Origin of the sequence: Luteipulveratus flavus (genome assembly GCF_029439465.1) — a bacterium.
Classification (GTDB): domain Bacteria; phylum Actinomycetota; class Actinomycetes; order Actinomycetales; family Dermatophilaceae; genus Luteipulveratus; species Luteipulveratus flavus.
Genome location: NZ_JAROAV010000007.1, coordinates 1 through 19,366, shown reverse-complemented (window position 1 = coordinate 19,366; position 19,366 = coordinate 1). Strand labels below are relative to the sequence as shown.

Annotated in this window: 17 protein-coding genes; 7 read left to right on the top strand and 10 right to left on the bottom strand. The window is 70.9% G+C overall.

Annotation, left to right across the window (positions count from 1 at the left end; genetic code table 11):
• The 4 genes from P4R38_RS01725 to P4R38_RS01710 all read left to right on the top strand — a co-directional run.
• The coding region (locus P4R38_RS01725; protein WP_277190780.1) for a hypothetical protein at nucleotides 1-191 on the top strand (191 nt) is incomplete at its 5' end.
• A 16-nt stretch (nucleotides 192-207) separates the two neighbouring features.
• A complete protein-coding gene (locus P4R38_RS01720) occupies nucleotides 208-2,475 on the top strand; it encodes a heavy metal translocating P-type ATPase (protein ID WP_277190779.1) in 2,268 nt (755 codons plus the stop codon).
• Nucleotides 2,475-3,101: a DUF4396 domain-containing protein gene (locus tag P4R38_RS01715; protein ID WP_277190778.1), complete on the top strand. Its 627-nt coding sequence runs from the start codon at nucleotides 2,475-2,477 to the stop codon at nucleotides 3,099-3,101. Before P4R38_RS01720 ends, P4R38_RS01715 begins: the two co-directional genes overlap by 1 nt.
• A 154-nt stretch (nucleotides 3,102-3,255) precedes the next feature.
• The gene (locus P4R38_RS01710; protein ID WP_277190777.1) at nucleotides 3,256-3,762 is read left to right on the top strand and encodes an NUDIX hydrolase; all 507 of its coding nucleotides are present in this window, start codon (nucleotides 3,256-3,258) and stop codon (nucleotides 3,760-3,762) included.
• 103 nt (nucleotides 3,763-3,865) lie between these two features.
• On the opposite strand, the gene P4R38_RS01705 is transcribed toward P4R38_RS01710, so the two are convergent.
• From P4R38_RS01705 to P4R38_RS01685, 5 genes are all read right to left on the bottom strand, one after another.
• Complete coding sequence (locus P4R38_RS01705; RefSeq protein WP_277190776.1) at nucleotides 3,866-4,474, bottom strand: hypothetical protein; 609 nt, start codon at nucleotides 4,472-4,474, stop codon at nucleotides 3,866-3,868.
• A 120-nt stretch (nucleotides 4,475-4,594) separates the two neighbouring features.
• Nucleotides 4,595-5,500: a glycoside hydrolase family 43 protein gene (locus P4R38_RS01700; protein ID WP_277190775.1), complete on the bottom strand. Its 906-nt coding sequence runs from the start codon at nucleotides 5,498-5,500 to the stop codon at nucleotides 4,595-4,597.
• Nucleotides 5,490-6,833, bottom strand: coding sequence for a family 1 glycosylhydrolase (locus tag P4R38_RS01695; protein ID WP_277190774.1), 1,344 nt, complete (start codon nucleotides 6,831-6,833; stop codon nucleotides 5,490-5,492). Before P4R38_RS01695 ends, P4R38_RS01700 begins: the two co-directional genes overlap by 11 nt.
• 3 nt (nucleotides 6,834-6,836) lie before the next feature.
• Nucleotides 6,837-7,700 carry a carbohydrate ABC transporter permease gene (locus tag P4R38_RS01690; RefSeq protein ID WP_277190773.1) on the bottom strand — a complete coding sequence of 288 codons (864 nt, stop codon included), beginning with the start codon at nucleotides 7,698-7,700 and terminating at the stop codon, nucleotides 6,837-6,839.
• Complete coding sequence (locus P4R38_RS01685; RefSeq protein WP_277190772.1) at nucleotides 7,690-8,523, bottom strand: carbohydrate ABC transporter permease; 834 nt, start codon at nucleotides 8,521-8,523, stop codon at nucleotides 7,690-7,692. Before P4R38_RS01685 ends, P4R38_RS01690 begins: the two co-directional genes overlap by 11 nt.
• On the opposite strand from P4R38_RS01685, the gene P4R38_RS01680 reads away from it, so the two are divergent.
• On the top strand, nucleotides 8,522-8,653 hold the full coding sequence (locus tag P4R38_RS01680; protein ID WP_277190771.1) for a hypothetical protein: 132 nt from the start codon (nucleotides 8,522-8,524) through the stop codon (nucleotides 8,651-8,653). The two genes, P4R38_RS01685 and P4R38_RS01680, sit on opposite strands and share 2 nt — an antisense overlap.
• On the opposite strand, the gene P4R38_RS01675 is transcribed toward P4R38_RS01680, so the two are convergent.
• Nucleotides 8,634-9,893 (bottom strand): ABC transporter substrate-binding protein, encoded by a 1,260-nt coding sequence (locus P4R38_RS01675; protein ID WP_277190770.1) that lies wholly within the window; start codon nucleotides 9,891-9,893, stop codon nucleotides 8,634-8,636. The genes P4R38_RS01680 and P4R38_RS01675 overlap by 20 nt on opposite strands.
• 47 nt (nucleotides 9,894-9,940) lie before the next feature.
• The gene (locus tag P4R38_RS01670; RefSeq protein WP_277190769.1) at nucleotides 9,941-11,002 is read right to left on the bottom strand and encodes a LacI family DNA-binding transcriptional regulator; all 1,062 of its coding nucleotides are present in this window, start codon (nucleotides 11,000-11,002) and stop codon (nucleotides 9,941-9,943) included.
• Nucleotides 11,003-11,216: 214 nt separating this feature from the next.
• Between P4R38_RS01670 and P4R38_RS01665 the strand changes: the two genes are divergently transcribed.
• Nucleotides 11,217-13,190 (top strand): arabinofuranosidase catalytic domain-containing protein, encoded by a 1,974-nt coding sequence (locus P4R38_RS01665; protein ID WP_277190768.1) that lies wholly within the window; start codon nucleotides 11,217-11,219, stop codon nucleotides 13,188-13,190.
• Between the two features lie 72 nt (nucleotides 13,191-13,262).
• Here the strand turns inward: P4R38_RS01665 and ahpF are convergent, their stop codons facing one another.
• From ahpF to P4R38_RS01650, 3 genes are all read right to left on the bottom strand, one after another.
• Entirely contained in the window at nucleotides 13,263-14,819 is a 1,557-nt protein-coding gene (ahpF, locus tag P4R38_RS01660) for an alkyl hydroperoxide reductase subunit F (RefSeq protein WP_277190767.1), read from the bottom strand.
• Between the two features lie 242 nt (nucleotides 14,820-15,061).
• The gene (ahpC, locus tag P4R38_RS01655) at nucleotides 15,062-15,625 is read right to left on the bottom strand and encodes an alkyl hydroperoxide reductase subunit C (protein WP_275236537.1); all 564 of its coding nucleotides are present in this window, start codon (nucleotides 15,623-15,625) and stop codon (nucleotides 15,062-15,064) included.
• A 169-nt stretch (nucleotides 15,626-15,794) separates the two neighbouring features.
• Nucleotides 15,795-16,982: an ROK family transcriptional regulator gene (locus tag P4R38_RS01650; RefSeq protein ID WP_277190766.1), complete on the bottom strand. Its 1,188-nt coding sequence runs from the start codon at nucleotides 16,980-16,982 to the stop codon at nucleotides 15,795-15,797.
• A 135-nt stretch (nucleotides 16,983-17,117) separates the two neighbouring features.
• On the opposite strand from P4R38_RS01650, the gene P4R38_RS01645 reads away from it, so the two are divergent.
• Nucleotides 17,118-19,100, top strand: a complete 1,983-nt coding sequence (locus P4R38_RS01645; RefSeq protein WP_277190764.1) for a glycoside hydrolase family 3 protein — start codon at nucleotides 17,118-17,120, stop codon at nucleotides 19,098-19,100.
• Nucleotides 19,101-19,366: the final 266 nt, after the last annotated feature.

Sequence of the window (19,366 nt, the reverse complement as noted above, 5' to 3'; positions counted from 1 at the left end):
GGGAGGGGCGGCTCAACCAGCGGGAGGGGCGGCTCGACCGGCGGGAGGGGCGGCTCAACCAGCGGGAGGGGCGGCTCGACCGGCGGGAGGGGCGGCTCAACCAGCGGGAGGGGCGGCTCGACCGGCGGGAGGGGCGGCTCAACCAGCGGGAGGGGCGGCTCGACCGGCGGGCGGGCCTGCCACACCAGTGATGACGAGGAGGACGCGATGACGACGCACGCGAGTGATGCGGCGACGGACAGCATCGAGCTGGCGATCACGGGGATGACCTGCGCCTCCTGCGCGAACCGGATCGAGCGCAAGCTGAACAAGATGGACGGCGTCAGCGCCACCGTCAACTACGCCACCGAGAAGGCCAAGGTCGCCTACCCGACCACCGTCTCCCCCGACGAGCTGGTCGCCACGGTCGAGGCGGCCGGCTACCAGGCGGCCCTGCCCGCACCACCGACCGCCGCCCCGGCCGCCGACGCCGTCGAGCACGACCCGGCGGACGAGCACCTCCGGTCCCTGCGCGAGCGACTGGTCGTCTCGGCGGTCCTCTCGGTGCCGGTGATCCTGCTCGCGATGGTGCCCGCGTGGCAGTTCGACTACTGGCAGTGGGCGTCGCTGACGCTCGCCGCACCGGTCGTCGTCTGGGGCGCGTGGCCGTTCCACCGCGCGGCCTGGACCAACCTGCGCCACGGCGCGACCACCATGGACACCCTCGTGTCGGTGGGCACGCTCGCCGCGTTCGGCTGGTCGCTGTACGCGCTCTTCCTCGGCACCGCGGGCGAGCCCGGCATGACGCACCCGTTCCGGATCGCGGTCGAACGCACCGACGGCGCGGGCAACATCTACCTCGAGGCCGCGGCCGGGGTGACGACGTTCCTGCTGGCCGGGCGCTACTTCGAGGCCCGCTCCAAGCGCGCCTCCGGAGCCGCCCTGCGCTCGTTGATGGAGCTCGGCGCCAAGGAGGTCTCCGTCCTGCGCGACGGCCGCGAGGTCCGTACGCCGGTGGCCGAGCTGAGCGTCGGCGACCAGTTCGTCGTCCGCCCGGGCGAGAAGGTCGCCACCGACGGCGTCGTCGTCGAGGGCTCCTCCGCCGTCGACGCGTCGATGCTGACGGGAGAGTCCGTCCCGGTCGAGGTCGGTGCCGGGGACGCGGTCGTCGGCGCAACCGTCAACGCGGGCGGCCGCCTGGTCGTCCGCGCCACTCGGGTCGGCGCGGACACCCAGCTCTCGCAGATGGCCCGCCTCGTCGAGGACGCGCAGAACGGCAAGGCGCAGGTCCAGCGGCTGGCCGACCGGATCTCCGGCGTCTTCGTCCCCGTCGTCATCGCGCTGGCCGTCGCGACGCTCGGCTTCTGGCTCGGTGCGGGCGAGGGCGCCACTGCGGCGTTCACCGCCGCTGTCGCCGTCCTGATCGTCGCGTGCCCGTGCGCCCTCGGCCTCGCCACCCCGACCGCGCTGATGGTCGGCACCGGGCGCGGCGCGCAGCTGGGCATCCTCATCAAGGGCCCGGAGGCGCTGGAGTCCACGCGCGCGGTCGACACGGTCGTCCTCGACAAGACCGGCACCGTGACCACCGGCGAGATGACGCTCGCCGACGTCCGACCCGCCACCGGTCATTCGCGCGAGGACGTGCTGCGCCTTGCCGGAGCGGTCGAGCGCGCGTCCGAGCATCCCGTCGCCCGCGCTGTCGCGAGCGCCGCCGGCGACGGACCGGCCGTCGAGTCCTTCCAGAACGTCGAGGGACTCGGCGCGACTGGCGTCGTCGAGGGCCACGCGGTCGTCGTGGGACGACCCGCCCTGCTGGAGCAGTGGGCGATCACGCTGCCGGACGACCTTCGTACGGCACTGGACGACGTACGGACCTCGGGCGCGACGGCGATCGCGGTCGCCTGGGACGGCGAGGCGCGCGGCGTGCTCGCGGTGGCCGACCGGGTGAAGCCGACGTCCGCGGCGGCGGTACGCGGGCTGCGGGACCTCGGACTCCGCCCGGTCCTGCTGACCGGCGACAACGAGGTGGTGGCTCGCGCGGTCGCCGACGAGGTCGGCATCGACGAGGTGATCGCGGACGTCCTGCCCGCCGACAAGGTCGATGTGGTGAAACGGCTTCAGTCACAGGGTCGTTCGGTCGCCATGGTCGGCGACGGGGTGAACGACGCAGCCGCGCTCGCGCAGGCCGACCTCGGACTGGCGATGGGTACAGGCACCGACGTCGCGATCGAGGCCAGTGACCTGACGCTGGTCCGCGGCGACCTGCGGGTCGCGGTCGACGCGATCCGGCTCTCCCGCCGTACGCTCGCGACGATCAAGGGCAACCTGTTCTGGGCGTTCGCGTACAACGTGGCCGCTCTGCCGCTGGCCGCCGCCGGGTTGCTCAACCCGATGCTGGCCGGGCTGGCGATGGCGCTCTCGTCGGTCTTCGTCGTCTCGAACAGTTTGCGGCTGCGCGGTTTTCGCGCCACCGCGTCCAGCGAGGAGGTCTCGTGATGCGACGCTTCGACGCGATGGCGGCCAGCGCCACCCTGCACTGCCTGACCGGCTGTGCGATCGGCGAGATCATAGGTCTGCTGATCGGCACCCAGCAGGGTTGGGGCAACCTGCCGACAACCGTGCTGTCGGTCGCGCTGGCCTTCGTCTTCGGGTACTCGTTGTCGTCGCTGCCCGTGGTGCTGGCCGGCATCGACCTGGGGTCGGCGCTCAAGCTCGTGCTCGCCGCCGACACGCTGTCGATCGCCACCATGGAGATCGTCGACAACACGGTGATGCTGAGCGTGCCCGGAGCCATGGACGCCGGCCTGGACCGGCCGCTGTTCTGGCTGTCGATGATGCTGTCGTTCGTGGTCGCGTTCGCCGCCGCGTACCCGGTCAACCGCTACCTGATGAACCGCGGCAAGGGCCACGCACTCACCCACGAATACATGGGCCACGACGAGCATGCCGGACACGGCGACCACGACGAGCACGCACCGCAGCGCCGGAGCAGCTGGACCGGACCGCAGCCGACCACGCTCGCGGTCGGGATCGCCGCGTTCATGCTCGGTGGCCTGGTCGTCGCCACCGGCATCCAGATGGAGGACAGCCCGCCGACGCCGCCCCACTCGCTCGGCCGCTGAGCGGACACGTCACACCACGAGCGACCGCTCGGGCCGCTCCCTGCGCCCGAATCACCCGAACCAGCACCACCAGCGACCGCTCGGGCCGCTCCTCAGCGTGCCGCGGGCCCGGCGAGCGCCCGCTCACCGACACGCGGACCGCTAACGTCGCGCCATGACCGAGGCGCAGCTGATCGTCACCACCCTTGACGCGCCTTGGCTGCCATCCGGGAGCACGGCCGAGGTGTGGGCCGGCGACGACTGCTCGCTCCCGGAGCCGGCGGTCATCGTCCGGCTGCTGCTCACGCGTACGGCCGGGGCGAGCGAGCCGGAGTTCTTCTGCGTCGAGACGGTCAAGGGCATGGACCTGCCGACCCGGTTCCTCGGCCCGGCCGACGCGCGCGAGCGACCGGCGTACGGCATCGCCCGCCTCGCCGAGGACGTCTTTGGCCGGCCGGACGTCACGACCCGCTGCATCGGGTACGTCCGCAACGTCGTCCCGCGGCCGGACGCGTCGTACCCGCACCCGACGCCGTACGCGCACGTCCTTGTCCTGCTCGCGACCCAGGCAGCGGAGCCGGTCGTCGCCGGCGATTGGGTCACGCTCGAGCGCGGGCGAGCGGAACTGACCACCCGCCACTGGTGGCCGATCGTCGATCACCACCTCGCCGGGCAGCCGTAAGCGACGGTGCGTCACAGCGCACTTCTCCTTATGGCCTCAGTGCGAACCGGGGCTCCGGCTCGCCCGGCCGCAGGTGCCCGACCTGTACCGCGAGGCCTGACGGTCAGGGGGCGGCGGGCCGGGTGCCCAGCACCCCGGCACTCGCCGTCACTGCCTGGAGGTCCGTCGTTCGCGGCACCGTGTCGCGGGCCGTCGTCCGGGTGAGCGCGTCCCCGCTCGGAGCGAACGCACCCAGACCGCCGGTGACGACGTACCTGCCGGTCGACCTGCCCGGGACGAAGAAGAATGGCTTGAGGTAGAGGACGTACTCGCGCCCGCCGACGAGCCACGCGCTCTCCTCCGGGTCGAAGAGCGGCGCGTCAGGAGACCCTGACTGATGGATCTTCAGCTCGGTGCCCGAGCGTAGGTCCCCTCCCAGCGTCTGCGTGACGCGGAACGTCACGACGGTCGCCAGATCGACAAGGTCCTCCGAGCCCGGCATCGCTGCGGGCACGACCTGCGGGGGCGCCGACGACACGGTGCCACGCACGATCATCGTGCTCTGCCGCGACAGGTCGGCCAATGAGCCGTAGCTCCCGACCCACTCACCGATCGCGTACGCACGCGTCGCCGAGCTGGACCTCGCCGCCGGCAACGCCGCCGCTCCACACGCACTCAACGTGGTCGCGACGACCATCGCTGCCAGCAGGAGACCCGCGACTCGTCCGCGCATCGTTCCCCCTCATGACCGTGACCGGCGCTGCGCGTGCGGAGCCGTACGAGGACATCACCACACCCACCGCCCGCCCGCGAGCAGGACGGGTCGCCCGACACGAGATCGTGACCGACGGAGTCAGGGGCTGACGGACGGCCCGTCCGGACCCCACACCAACGGCTCGATGTACATCTGCCTCCGCGTCCCGACGGAGTCCCAGGCGTGGAAGCTGATCCGGGTCGAGCCGTCCGGCAGCGGCAGCAGGGAGCTGTGGCCAGGACCGCGCAGACCGGTCGAGGCGGAGCTGAGCACGGCGGGGCCCTGCGTGGGTGCGTGCCGCCACGGCCCGAACGGCTGGTCGGCCGTGGCGTACGACACGCCGTAGCCGGGCCCCTCCCACGAACCGCCGGAGTAGAAGAGCCAGTAGCGGCCCCCTCGGCGGGTGACCGACGGCCCCTCCAGAGTGTGCCAGTCCAGGCGGCGCCCGTACATCGAGCGGTCGCGCTCGTAGAGCTGCCAGTCGGCGTCCGGCTCCAGGACTGGCCAGACCTCGGGTTCGAGCTCGGTCATCGACCGCATCCGGGCAACGGCCAGATGAGTACCCGGCCGGTCGGCGTCGAGCACGTCACGGGCGAAGAAGAGGTACCACGTGCCGTCGACGTCGCGGAACGGGTGCGGGTCGATGGCGAACGTCTCGTGTGGGGTCAGGTCGACACCGGCGTCGACGAACGGCCCGAGCGGGCCGTCGGAGGTGGCGACGCGCAGGTGGTGCCCGTGGATGCCCGTCCCGACGGAGTAGTACATCCAGTACCGGCCGTCGGTATGGACGACCTCCGGTGCCCACACGTCGGTCCCGAGCGCAGCGTCGACCTGCAGCACCGTCCCCGCGGAGTGCCAGGTGACCAGGTCGGCAGAGACGAGCGCCGTGACCCGGCTGCCTGAGTCGGTGAAGGGTTCGCTGGAGCCGTACGCGACGTAACCGTCACCGGTGTCCAGCAGGAACGGGTCGGCGAAGTAGCCGTCCCACACCGGCTCACGAGACATGTTCGGGTGGCGTACGCCGGTCGGCACGGTCGGCGACGGAACGGAAGGCGGCGGAGGCTGCGCCCTCGACCCGGGCGAGCGTGCCGTCGGGCCCCTCGTGCAGGGACAGCAGTCCCATCCGGCGCAGGAAGGCGGCCTTGCCCGCGCTGACGTCACCGAACTGCTCGTCGGCCGGTCGGTGACCGTGCCCGTCGGAGGTCGGCGCGAGCAGGAACTCCTCCACGTTGCGCCCACCCGAGGCGTAGGACCAGTCCACGAAGTCCAGCAGCGGCCACCAGGTGTAGCCGCGGATGTCCAGACCCGCCTCACGCAGCGCCAGCACCTCGCGGGTCGAGGCCGTCAGCCAGTCGGCGCGACGCTCGGCGCTGCCTTCGATGCTGGTCTCGGTGACCAGGATCGGCGCCTGGTACCGGGCGGCGAAGGACTGCAGGCACTCGCGCAGGCCCTCGACCCACCGGTTCGTGGTGACCTGCTCGATCGCGCCGCCGCCGTCGACCAACGTGCGAGGAGTGAGGTCGGGGTAGTAGTTCATCCCGAGCAGGTCGATCGTCGGGACCTCGCTGCGCAGGCCCGCGAGCACGTCCGCGCCGGCGCCGTGCTCCAGCAGCCAGCCGTACATCGGATGAGCGCCGTCCACCCGCCCGAGCAGCAGGTCCGTCGGCAGCGTCGCCAGCGAGCGCAGCAGCTCGGCGTGCGACTCCAGGTCCGGGGTCGACGGCAGGTAGAGCGCCGAGGCCTCCACATGGACGACGACCACGTCGGGATTGGCGGCGCGGGCAGCGGCGATGGCGGCCCGGATGCCGGCCACGACGCCGAGGGCGACGGTCGTCCACCCGGTCCACCCGGTGAGCGCCGGCGGCCAGATGCCGCGCAGTCCGCTGAAGGAGGCCGTCGTGACCGGTTCGTTCAGCGGCGTGATGTGGTCGACCAACCCTCGGTACCTGGCGGCGAACGCGCCGGCGAACTCGGCGATCGCGGCCGGGTACCCCGGGTCGGCGAACGCGTCGTCCAGCCAGGTCGGCGTGCCGTAGTGCACCAGGTCGGCGATGACGGTCAGCCCGAGGTCGCCGGCGGCGTACGGCAGGCGCTCGTCCAGGACCGACCAGTCGAACACCCCGGGGGCGACGTGCACGAGCGGCCAGCTGACGCCGTACCGCAGGCCCGTAGCGCCCAGTCGCCGGACGGTGTCGAGGTCCTCGCGCCAGTACGTGTCGTGGTCGGTCAGCGCGTGCTCGTCCAGCGTGGCCATGTCGAACCGGGCGGGCGGGTGGACGCAGGTGTCCTCGATGCCCAGCAGCCAGGACATCGAGCCGGGCGGGAAGGAGTCGGCCATGGGCTACTTCAGTCCGCTGGTCGCGATGCCGGCGACGAACGAGCGCTGGGCGAGGAAGAACGCGACCGCCAGGGGCAGCAGCGAGATCGTCGCGCCGGCGAACAGCACTGCATGGTCGGTGACGTGCTGGCCGCCGAACAGCGTGAGTCCGGCCGGGAGAGTGCGCATCTCGGGGTTGGTGGACACCACCAGCGGCCAGAGCAGGTCGTTCCACAGCGCCATGAAGTTCAGCAGGCCGACCGTGACCAGGGCGGGCCGTGCCAAGGGAAGGATGACCTGGGCGTAGATGCGCAGGTGGCCGGCGCCGTCGATGCGCGCCGCCTCGTCCAGCTCGGTGGGGATGGACATGAACGACTGCCGCAGCAGGAAGATGCCGAACGCGCTGGTGGCGCGCGGCACGATGAGGCCCTGGTAGGTGTTGAGCCAGCCCAGGTGGAACAGCTCGACGAACACCGGGATGAGGGTCACCTGGAACGGCACCATCAGCGTCGCCAGGACCAGGAAGAAGCACAGGTTGCGGCCGCGGAACCGCATCCGGGCCAACGCGTACGCGCACAGGGAGTCCAGCAGCAGCGTCAGCGCCGTGGTCCCGACCGCGAAGACGACGCTGTTCAGCACGAGCCGCAGGAACGGCAGCTGCTGCCAGACGGCGCCGTACCCGTGCAGCGTCCACTCATGGGGCAGGAGGCTGGCCGGGTGGGCGAACAGGTCTCCCTCGGTACGGAACGACACCGACAGCATCCACAGGAACGGGACCACCGCGACCACCAGACCGGCGCCCAGCAGGAGCCACTTCAGCACCACGGCCGGCCGCGCGGAGTGGACGGCACCACCCGGTCGCCGCTGCCGGGACGACTCAGTCGACATCGTCGTACCTGAACACTCGCAGCTGCACCGCCGAGACCAGCATGATCAGGACGAAGAGCACCCAGGAGATCGCCGAGGCGTAGCCGGTCCGGAAGTTGACGAAGCCCTCCCGGAAGACCTGGTTGACCAAGGTGTCGGTGGCGAAGAGCGGGCCGCCGCCGGTCATCACGTAGACGAGGTCGAACAGCTGCAGCGACTGGATCGTCAGGATGAGCGTCGCGAACAGCAGCGTGGGCCGGATCGACGGCACAAGGATGTGCCGGACCAGCTGCCACCGTCCGGCACCGTCGAGCCGGGCGGCCTCGATCCGCTCGGCCGGCACGGCCTTGAGCGCGCCGAGGAGGATGACCATCACGAAGCCGGCGTTCTTCCAGATGTCGACGAAGATCACGGTCGGCAGCGCCAGGCTCGTGGACTGCAGCCAGTCGACCCGCGGGATGTGCAGGGCGCTGCTGATGCCGCCGACCAGCCCGAGGTCCGGGTCGAGCAGGAACCGCCAGACCAGGCCGATCGAGGTGAGCGACACGATGGTCGGGAAGAAGAACGCCGACCGGACCACCCGCGTCATCCGTCCCTCGCCGATCAGCGCCAGCGCCAGGGCCAGGCCGAGGACGACGAGCACCACCACCGACACCACCGTCAGCTCCAGCGTGTTGACCAGGGCGTTGCGGAACTGGGTGTCCGAGGCCAGGGCGCGGTAGTTGTCCAGACCGACGAACGGCTGCTCGGGTGCCCCGATGGTCCAGTCGTGCAGGCTGTACCAGAACGAGATCCCGATGGGGTAGACGACGAACACCCCCAGGATCAGCAGGCTCGGCGCCATGAACAACCAGGCCGGCTGCCAGCGGAGCGCCCTGCGGCGTCGCGCCGCCGGTTCCACCCGGGCCTGGGAGGCTCGCGGAGCCGCCCACGCCCGGGTGGTCGCCCGCGAGGTCACGACGAGCAGCCGGTGAGGCCGTCGATCGTCTTGCCGGCGGCCGCGGTCTGGGCGCCGATGTCCTCACCGCGCGTGATCTTGCCGATCAGCGGCACGTAGCCGTTGGTGTCGACCTGGGTCGCCTGGGGCACCCGCGGCAGGTAGAGCCGGGCGTCGGGCACCTGGGCGGTGAAGGTCGCGATGACGGGGTTCGCCAGCAGCTGCGGGTCGGTCGCGAGGTCGGTGCGCAGCGTCGGGAAGCCGGTCGCCAGAGAGAACTTCTTCTGAGCCGCCTTGCTGGTCCAGTAGGCGAGGAACTCCTGCGCCTGCTGCGGGTGCTTGGTCTTGGCCGAGACCGCCAGCGGTGCGGTCGATCCCAGCGTGACCGCCTTGCCGTCGACGCCGACCGGGATCTTCGCGACGCCCAGGTCGATGCCCGCCGACTTGTAGCCGGGCGCTGCCCATGGCCCGTTCATCTCCATCGCCGCCTTGCCGCCGGAGAAGAGCGCGTCGGCGCTCGCTCCGGTGAGCCCGACCGGGGAGATCTTGTCCTTGGCCACGGCGTCCGCCCACGGCTTCAGGCTCGCCTGACCGGCCGCGCTCTGCAGCACGCTGCAGTTCTTCGCGTCCACGATGTCGCCGCCCTGGAGCCACTGCAGGATCGGCCACATCTGGATCGTCTGGTTGTCGGCCAGCACGAGGCCGTACTGCTTCTTCGCCGGGTTCGTCAGCTTCTTGGCGTCGGCGAGGAGCTCGGTCACCGTCGAGGGCGGCGAGGTGATGCCCGCGGCCGCGAACATCTTCTTGTTGTAGTACAGGCTCAGCGTCGCGTAGTTGGCCGGGACCGCGTACAGCTTGCCGTCGTACGTGTACTCCTTGACCAGGGTCGGGGCGATCTGGTCGGTATTGATCTCGGTGGTCCCCGCGCCGGTGGCGGTCAGCGGCAGCACCGAGCCGGTCTTGACATAGTTGGCGATGACGTTGGGGTCGAAGCTGGGCGCCGCGATGTCCGGCCCGCTGCCGGTCAACCACGCGGAGGGGAGCTTCTGGGTGATGGTGTCCCACGGCTGGACGACCATCTTGACCTTGACGTTCGGGTGCGAGGCGTTGAAGTCCTTGACGATCTGGTCGTAGCCGGGTCGGTCGCCGCCGGTGAACCCGGTCCAGACCGTCAGCTCGGTCGGGCCGCCGGCCGAGCTGTCGGATCCACCGGAGCATCCGGTCAGGGCGGTGAGCAGCAGTGCGCCTCCGGCGAGCGAGGCGATGGTCTTCCTCATCTGAACTCTCCTTCGAGCTCCGTGGTGGTGGTGCGGGGGGATGCAGGTCAGTTGCGCAGCAGGACGACGTCCTCGCGGGCGCAGCCGCACGACTCACGAAGGACCAGTGACACCTCGAGGTCGTCGCGGGTGGGTGCGGCGGTCGGGTCCTCGATCCGGGGGATCAGGCGTTCCGCCGCGAGGCGGGCCATCTGCTCGGCGGGGACGTGGACGGTGGTGATGCCGGGGTCGGTGATCCGGGACAGCCCGAAGTCGTCGAAGCCCACGACGGCGACGTCGCCCGGGACGCTCAGACCCGTACGACGCAGCAGCTGGAGCCCACCGAATGCCATGTCGTCGTTGGCGAAGACCACCCCGTCGAAGCCGTCCGCCCCGAGGCGACGCCCGTCCAGCGCGTCGTACCCGGCGCGTTCGCTGAAGTCGCCCTCGACCACATCGGACGCCGCGAGCAGGCCGTGTGCCCGTACGGCGTCGAGGAAGCCCTCGCGACGGTCGACGGCGGTCTGGTGGTCGAGCGGGCCGGTGACGTGGAGCAGGGACCGCTTGCCGTGCACCTCGATCAGGTGCTCGGTGACCATGCGGGACGCCGCGACGTCGTCGATACCGACGCTGGTCGTGCCCGGCAGCTCCGGGTAGTTGCCGATCAGGACCACCGCCAGACCGCCGGCGGTGAGCCGCTCGATGTTGGGGTCGCCGATCGCCGAGCTGGTCACGATGGCGCCATCAGCGGTCCGCGACCGCATCACCCGCTCGTACGCGGTCAGGCCGCTGGCCTCGCTGGCGGAGGTGGACACCAGCACCTGGAGGTCGCGCTCGTTCGCGGCCGAGGAGACGCCGGTCAGCACCTGCATGAAGTAGCTGTGCCCGAACACGTGCTGGGTGGAGTTGGGGACGATCACGGCGATCACCCCCGAGCGCTGGTTGCGCAGGGCCTTCGCGGCGGAGCTCGGCACGTACCCCAGCTCGGCTGCCGCGGCCTTGACCTGCTCGACCGTCGCGGCGCTGATCCGCGACCGACCGGAGAGCGCCATCGACACGGCCGCGGGCGAGATGCCGACGCGCGCGGCGACGTCCTTCAACGTCACGCGTCCCTGAACGCCCTGCGCCATCGCAGCTCCCGTCGCTTGAACGATTAAGCAGTTAATCGTTGAAGCGGAACGTAGCACCTGTTCAACGCGCCGACAAGGGTTCTGCGAGCTCTGGTGCTCGGGCCTGCGGCCCACTAAACTCCTTCACGTGGTTAATCGATTAACCACGTTCACTGAGAGCCCCCGGCTCACCGGTGCGGGAGCTCGACCCCGACGCTCGAGAGGGAGACACGCCGTGCCGACACGATCCTCACCCACCCATCACCGCCGACGCCGCCTGCTGCAGGCCTGGCTCTCGTCCATCCTCCTGGCGTGCGCCTTCGTCGCCGTCGGGCCGGTCTCCGCCGGGCCGGCGCACGCCGCCGGGACGGGTCCCTGCGACATCTACGCCGGCGCGGGCAACCCGTGCGTGGCCGCCTTCAGCTCCACCCGGGCACTGTCCTCCGGCTACAACGGGCCGCTCTACCAGGTGAGGCGGACCTCCGACGGCGCCACGACCACCATCTCCACCCTGTCGGCGGGCGGGTACGCCAACGCCGCCGCACAGGACGCCTTCTGCCGCAGCACCTCGTGCGTCATCCCGACGATCTACGACCAGACCTCGAACCACAACGACCTGACCGTCTTCCCCCGACTGCCGGACGGTCAGCAGGGGACGGACAACTCCCCCGCCGACGCGACCGCCGTCCCCGTGACCGTCAACGGCACCAAGGTGTACGGCATCTACATGCCGCCGCGGGTGTCCTACCGGCGCGCCGCAGCGGACACCCGTGGGACCGCGCGCGGCTCCAGCCCGGAGACCATCTACGAGGTCGCCAGCGGCACCAACGTCAACAACGGCTGCTGCTCCGACTTCGGCAACGTGGAGGCGCGGCAGACCGACGACCTGGCCGGCACGATGGACACCGTCAACCTGTCGACGCTGAACGGCGTCTTCCGCGGCGACAAGGCCTACGGCTACGGCCCGTGGGTGCAGAACGACCTCGAGAACGGCGTGTTCCAGGGCGCCACCCCGGTCAGCACCCAGAACCACGGCAACCCCAGCGAGTTCGTCACCGCGCTCACCCGCAACAACGGCACGAGCCGCTACTCGCTCAAGGGCGCTGACGCGACCGACGGCACGGCGGCCACCGCGATGACCATGTGGTACGACGGCGCGCTGCCCTCCGGAACGGTGCTCGGCCCGCCCGGGCAGTCGTACACCCCGATGCGGCTGGAGGGCTCGATCGTGCTGGGCGCCGGCGGCGACAACTCCAACGCCGGGACTGCCACGTTCTTCGAGGGTGTGATGACCGCGGGCTTCTCCACCGACGCGGCCGACAACCAGGTGCAGGCCAACGTCGCCGCACAGCACTACAACGGTGCCAACAGCGGAGGCGGCCCCGGCTCGACCATCACCCACGCCGGCAAGTGCGTCGACGTCGCGGCCGACGACAAGGGAGGCAACGGCAAGCAGGTCCAGCTCTGGGACTGCCGGACGCGCGCGGCCGACCAGCACTGGGAGGGCAGCGCGTACGGCATCCACACCCTGGGCACCATGAGCCGGTGCCTGGACGCCGTCGGCAACGGCACCGCCAACGGCACGCGGGTGCAGCTCTACGACTGCAACCCCGCGGTGGCCGGGCAGCAGTGGATCGTCCGTGGCGACGGCACGATCTTCAACCCGCACTCGGGGCGCTGCCTGGACGACCCCAGCGGCAACCTGACCAACGGCACGCCGCTGCAGCTGTACGACTGCAACGGCAACGCGGCGCAGCAGTTCACGGTGACCGACGGAGTCCCGCTGCTCCCGGCGATCCAGCCGTCCTCGCACGAGGTCGGCAACCCGCAGAACTGCGTCGACGTCGCCGGTGACGACGTGCGGGCTCGCGGTCAGGCCGTGCAGACGTGGCCCTGCTACACGATCGTCACCGAACGACCGGAGGCCCAGGACCAGAAGTGGGTCTACCACCCCGACACCCAGACGGTCACCAGCCTGGGGTTCTGTCTCGACGTGGCCGGCAACGCGACCGCGAACTTCTCCAAGCTGGAGATCTGGGACTGCATCCCGAACGGAGGGGCGCAGAAGTTCCAGCTCCGCTCGGACGGGTCGGTCTACAACCCGCAGTCGGGGCGGTGTCTCGACGTCAACCAGGGCACCCACGACGTCGCGACGCTGCAGCTGTACGACTGCATCGGCGGTGACGCACAGCGCTTCACGCTGAACTGATCGGTGGCCGGGCAACCGCCCGGACGCGAGGACGTCCTCGCGTCCGGGCGGTTGTCTCGCGTCGTACGAGGTTCAGCTGCGGATCAGGTGGTCGAACGCGCTCAGGGCCGCGGTCGAGCCCGCGCCAGTGGCCACCACGATCTGCTTGTACGGCGTCGTGGTGCAGTCGCCCGCCGCGAAGACGCCCGGGACGTTGGTCGCACCGGCGGCGTCGATCTCGACCTCGCCGTGCCGGGTGACTGCGACCGACTCCTTCAGCCACTCGGTGTTCGGCAGCAGGCCGATCTGCACGAAAATGCCTGACACGTCGAGGTTCTGGACCGAGCGGTCGGTACGCGACTCGTACGTCAGACCGGTCACCTTCGAGCCGTCGCCGAGGACCTCGGTGGTCCGGGCGCTCAGGACGACGTCGACGTTCGCCAGGGACCGCACCTTGCGCTGCAGCACCTCGTCGGCACCGAGCCGGTCGGCGTACTCGATGAGCGTGACGTGCGAGGCGAGGCCCGCGAGGTCGATGGCTGCCTCGACACCGGAGTTGCCGCCGCCGATGACCGCGACCGGCTTGCCCTTGAACAGCGGCCCGTCGCAGTGCGGGCAGAACGTGACGCCCTTGTTGCGGTAGTCGTCCTCACCGGGCACGTCCATCGTCCGCCAGCGCGCGCCGGTCGCGAGCACGACCGTCCTCCCACGCAGGGTCGGGCCGGAGTCGAGGCGCACACCCAGGTGGCCGGCCGCGTCGGGCTCGGTGACCAGCTCGGCGGCGCGCTGGGAGGTGATCAGCTCGACGTCGTAGTCCTTGACGTGCCGCTCCAGGTCCGCCGCGAACCGTGGCCCCTCCGTGTGCGGGACGGAGACGAAGTTCTCGATCGCCATCGTGTCGAGCGTCTGACCGCCGAACCGCTCCGCGACCAGGCCCGTACGAATTCCCTTGCGGGCCGCGTAGATCGCCGCGGCCGCGCCGGCCGGACCGCCGCCGATGACCAGGACGTCGTACGGGTCGGCGCCCTCGAGCGCGGACGTCGCCCGCTCGGCCGCACCGGAGTCGACCTTGGTCAGGATCTCATCGAGCGTCATCCGGCCCTGACCGAAGACCTCGCCGTCCTTGAACACCGTTGGTACCGCGAGGACTTCGCGCGCCTTTGCCTCGTCCGGGAAGACGCCGCCGTCGATCGCCGTGTGGGTGATGCCCGGGTTGAGGATGCTCATCAGGTTGAGCGCCTGGACGACGTCCGGGCAGTTCTGGCAGGACAGCGAGAAGAACGTCTCGAAGTGGTGCTCGCCCGTGAGGTCGCGGATCTGCTCGATCGTCTCGACGGCCTCCTTGGACGGGTGGCCGCCGACCTGCAGCAGCCCCAGCACCAGCGAGGTGAACTCGTGGCCCAGCGGGATGCCCGCGAACGTGACGGCGACGTCCGGCGAGCCGACCCGCTCGATCACGAACGACGGGCGCCGCGCGTCCGTGCCGTCGTACGACGCGGACACGCGCTCGGACAGGCCGGCGATCTGGTCGAGCAGACCACGCAGCTCGGCGGACTTGGTGCCGTCGTCGAGCGAGGCACGCAGCACGATCGGCTGCCGGATCTTCTCCAGGTACGCCGTCAGCTGGGCGGTCAGGTTGGCGTCGAGCACGTCAGCTCCTCTGTGACAGAGTCGAATTCGAGCGGGGCAACCGCTGGTTGAGCCGGGACGGAGCGCTAGCGAAGTCCCGAGTCGAAACCACCGGACCGCGAGGGAGACTCTCCCCCCGCGGCACCGGGTTTCGACACGGTCTCGCCTAGCGGCTCGACCGGCTCAACCAGCGGAGTGCGCTGCTCACCAGCGGCTGAACCGGCGGAGTCGGCCCCGGCTCAACCGGCGGATCGGTGGTGGGGTCAGATCTTGCCGACGAGGTCGAGGCTGGGGGCGAGGGTCTCCTCGCCCTCCTCCCACGCGGCGGGGCAGACCTCGCCCGGGTGGTTGCGGACGTACTGGGCGGCCTTGACCTTGCGGACCAGCTCGGTGGCGTTGCGGCCGATGCCCTCGGCGGTGACCTCGGTGAACTGGATGATGCCGTCCGGGTCGACCAGGAACGTGCCGCGGTCGGCCAGGCCCTCGTCCTCACGCAGGATCTCGAAGTTCCGCGAGATCTGCAGGGTCGGGTCGCCGATCATCGCGTACTGGATCTTGCCGATGGTCTCGGACGAGCCGTGCCACGCCTTGTGGGTGAAGTGGGTGTCGGTCGAGACGGAGAAGACCTCGACGCCCAGGCGCTGGAGCTCGTCGTACTGCTCGGCCAGGTCGCCCAGCTCGGTCGGGCAGACGAAGGTGAAGTCGGCCGGGTAGAAGAAGAAGATCGCCCACTTGCCCTGGATGTCCGCCTCGGTCACGTCCACGAAGGTGCCGTTACGGAACGCGGTCGCCGTGAAGGGCTTGATCGGGGTGTTGATGAGGGACAAGGAGTGCTCCTGATCGTCGCGTGAGATGGGCGACGGCAAGCCCGGGCCACGGTCGTACGTGGCGGACCTGCCGACGCCCTGAAACCTAACGGCTTGTCTGGAACGGTTCCAGTTCAGGGCGGTGAGACCTGGGTCACGTCGGCCGAACCCCGTTGCGGGCGAGGCGTTCTCAGCCGATCGGCGCGGCGTCCCGCTGCTGGATGAGGCCGGCGAGCGCGAGGGCGATGGCTCCCCGGACCTGCGCCTCCGTCCCGAGCTCGCCCGGGACGATGCTCACCGCGTGCGCGATGTCCGGCTGGGCGTACCGGTCCAGTGCCGCCTGCAGCCCGCGGTGCAGCGCCGTGGACCCGCCGAACGGTCCGCCCACGACCACCAGCGAGGGGTTCACCGCGTTGCACAGGTCGGCCACGACCCGCCCGACCGTGGCGCCGGCGTCCTCGAGCACGCGCCGTACGCCCGCGTCACCGTCCCGTTCGAGGGCCCGCACGGTGTCGACGTCCAGCGGCAGGTCGTACGCGGGTTGCAGCAGCTCGATCAGGCGCGGCACCGAGACCTCGGTCTCCAGACAGCCGCGGCTCCCGCACCGGCAGACCGTGCCGTGCTCCTGGACCCGCACGTGGCCGATCTCGCCCGCGTGACCGGTCGCACCGCGGAACACCTGCCGGCCGATCACGAGCCCGGCACCGACGCCGCTGGCGAGCTTGAGGTAGACGACGTGCTGGGAGCGGCGAGCGGCCCCGTGGTGCACCTCGGCGAGCGCCCCGAGGTTCGCGTCGTTGTCGGCCGTGACCGGGACGTTGACCCGGGCGGCGAGGTCCTCGACCGGCACGACGCCGCGCCAGCCGGGCAGGATGCCGGTGCTGATCCGGGCCGAGCGGCGGTCGATCGGCGCCGGCACCGAGAGCCCCACGGCCGTCAGCGCTCCGGCGTCCGCGGCGCCGAGCGCCTCGTCCAGCAGCTCGCACGCGACGTCCATCGTGCGCGGACCGCGCTCGTCGGAGTCGACGCGGCGCTCCAGCTCGTGGGCGATCCGGCCGACGTGGTCGGCGACCGCGACCCGGACGTGCCGGTGACCGATGTCGATGCCGGCGACGGCCCCGCGCTGGGCCGACAGCGTCAGCAGCCTCGGGGGCCTGCCGCTGCCGCCCTTGTGCGGCCGGCCGCGCTCGTCCTGCTGGGAGAGGACCCCATCGGCGAGCAGATCCCGCACGATCCCGGAGACCGTCGTGGGCGACAGGCCGGTGCGCCGGGCGAGGTCGGCGCGGCTGGACGGGCCGTGCTGGGTCAGCGCGCGCATGACCGCACGCCGGTTGGTCGCTCGCAGCCGGGCGAGGGCGCCTACCTCGGAGGGGGACACGCGTCGGAGGCTACCGAGTTATCAACGGACTCCGTACGAAACCGGCGAGATCGGCCGCGACTAACCCGTGAGTACGTACATATCGGTCATACGTTGGCGAACATCCCCCGTATCGACGGCAGAGAGGCCGGCACGATGCACCATCACCCCACCGGAAAGCTCGCCCTATCTCTCGCACTCGTGGTCGCGGCGTCCGCACCCGTCGCGGCTCCCGCGATCGCCCAGGCGCCGGACCGAGCGCCCACGGCCGGCGCGCAGGCCGCGCTCCCGTACCAGAACCCTGCCCTGCCGATCCCGCAGCGCGTCGCGGACCTGCTCGGCCGGATGAACCTGGACGAGAAGATCGGCCAGATGACCCAGGCCGAGCGCGGCGCCATCGACTCCGACCCTTCGAAGATCGCCACGGCCCACCTCGGCAGCGTGCTCTCCGGCGGCGGGTCCGTGCCGTCGCAGAACACGCCGACCGCCTGGGCGGACATGGTCGACCGCTACCAGCGCGCGGCGATGTCGAGCCGGCTGAAGATCCCGATCATCTACGGCGTCGACTCCGTCCACGGCCACGGCAACCTCGTCGGCGCGACGATCTTCCCGCACAACGTCGGCGTCGGCGCCACCCGCGACCCCTCCCTCGCCCGGCGCGCCGCCGCGGTCACCGCGCAGGAGACGCGGGCCACCGGACCGCAGTGGGTGTTCTCGCCGTGCGTGTGCGTCGCGCGCGACGACCGGTGGGGACGCTCGTACGAGGCGTACGGCGAGACGCCGGCGCTCGTGCAGTCGATGGAGACCGCGATCCGTGGCTTCCAGGGCGGTCCCGGCGGGCTGGCGAGCCCAGAGCATGTCCTCTCGACGGCCAAGCACTTCGCCGGTGACGGGCTCACGACGTACGGAACCGGTTCGAACGACAAGACCAGCGGCAACTACGCCATCGACCAGGGCGTCGACCAGGTCGACCGAGCGACGTTCGACCGGCTCGCCCTCGCGCCGTACGTGCCTGCGATCAAGCAGTACGACGTCGGCACCGTCATGCCGTCCTACTCCGACGTGGACTGGACCGAGGACGGGCTCGGCAACCGGATCAACATGCACGCCAACCGCTCGCTGATCACCGGGTGGCTGAAGAACACCCAGGGCTTCGACGGGTTCGTCATCTCCGACTACGAGGGCATCCACCACATCAAGCCGGAGACGTACACCTACGACCAGCAGGTCGTGGCCGGGGTCAACGCCGGCACCGACATGTTCATGGAGCCGTACGACTACGCGAACTTCCAGACGTCGCTGAAGTCGGCGGTGACCAGCGGCAAGGTGCCGATGGCGCGCGTGGACGACGCGGTGTCGCGCATCCTGACCAAGAAGTTCGAGCTCGGCCTGTTCGAGCACCCGTACACCGACCGGACGCACACGGGCGAGGTCGGCTCGGCACAGCACCGGGCGCTCGCCCGTACGGTCGCCGCGAAGTCGCAGGTCCTGCTGAAGAACAAGCCCGGCGTCCTCCCGCTCAACGGCGGCCGTCCGGTGTACGTCGCCGGCGGCAGCGCCGACAGCATGGAGAACCAGACCGGCGGCTGGACGATCAGCTGGCAGGGCGGCAACGGTGCCGTGCCGGGCACCACGATCCTCGGCGGCATCAAGGCCAACGCGCGCTCGGTGACGTACTCCAAGGACGCGTCGGCGCCGGTCCCGAAGGGTGCCGTCGGTGTCGTGGTCGTCGGCGAGACGCCGTACGCGGAGGGCTTCGGTGACGTGGGCAGCGCACCGTGGTCGGACAACGGCGTCGCGCGTCCCGCCCAGACGATGCGGCTCAGCGCGAGCGACTCCAAGGCGGTCGACACCGTCTGCGCGGCCACGCAGACGTGCGTGGTGCTCGTCGTCTCGGGCCGGCCGATGATCATCCCGCCGGCTCAGCTGAGGAAGATCGACGGGCTCGTCGCGTCCTGGCTGCCGGGCAGCGAGGGCACCGGCGTGACCGACCCGCTGTTCGGGCGGACCGGCTACTCCGGACGGCTGCCGGTCACGTGGCCGAAGTCGCTGAACCAGGAGCCGATCAACGTCGGCGACCGCTTCTACGACCCGCAGTACGCGTACGGCTGGGGTCTCACCACCCGCGCCCGCGGCTGACCCGACCAGACACCGCCCCGGCGACCCATGCCGGGGCGGTGTCCGCCGTCTCGGCACCCCCGCCGGTTGAGCGCCCACGCCGGTTGAGCCGGGCCGAGGCGCCAGCCGAGGCACGAGTCGAAACCCCGTGAGTCGCAGGGAGACTCTCCCAGGGCGTCACGGGGTTTCGACTCGACTCGCCTAGCGGCTCGTCGGCTCAACCCGCGGTGGTGGCGGCTCGTCGGCTCAACCAGCGGTGGGGGCGGCTCGTCGGCTCAACCAGCGGT